Consider the following 546-nt stretch of genomic DNA (forward strand, 5'->3'; position numbering starts at 1 on the left):
AAGTCGCCCGAACGCAAGCCACGCACTTGCTCTGCCAGAGGCACTTCTGACAAGCGTATTTCGATCTCCGGCTCCTCGGCGCGGCAACGAGCCAGAAATGCCGACAGCCGTGGATCGATAGCCCCATCTGATACAGCGATGCGCAGGCTACCGCGCAAGCCCGATGCCACAGCCTTGGCATTTTCACGAGCCTGTTCCAGCACTGTGAATAGACGGCGAACATCTTGCAAGAAGACCGCGCCCGCCGCCGTTAGAACTGTTCCTCGTCGGTTTCGGTCGAAGAGCACTACGCCCAACTCGTCCTCAAGTTCCTTGATGGCTCGTGATAGCGGTGGTTGTTCGATATGCAGGCGCTCAGCCGCCCGCGTGAAATGTAGCTCCTCAGCAAGAACTACGAAGCAGCGAAGATGGCGCAGCTCCATAGGCCACCCTCCCGTTCCGACTTATCCAACACTGTGCTATCTCCCTATAGAAGTGACTGCCATTCTGGCGGCGGCGAGTTCGGCCACATCATTGGAAACTTCTGGCTGAATGAGCCAGGGCTGG

General features: G+C 58.1%; 1 protein-coding gene. It reads right to left on the reverse strand.

The genetic code is table 11. The features are described 5' to 3' along the window. On the reverse strand, positions 1-422 hold a 422-nt coding region (locus MJ606_RS18225; RefSeq protein WP_243050975.1), incomplete at its 3' end, for a LysR family transcriptional regulator. Positions 423-546 lie beyond the last annotated feature (124 nt).

The sequence above is a fragment of the Dyella sp. RRB7 genome (genome assembly GCF_022761115.1).
Lineage (GTDB): Bacteria > Pseudomonadota > Gammaproteobacteria > Xanthomonadales > Rhodanobacteraceae > Dyella.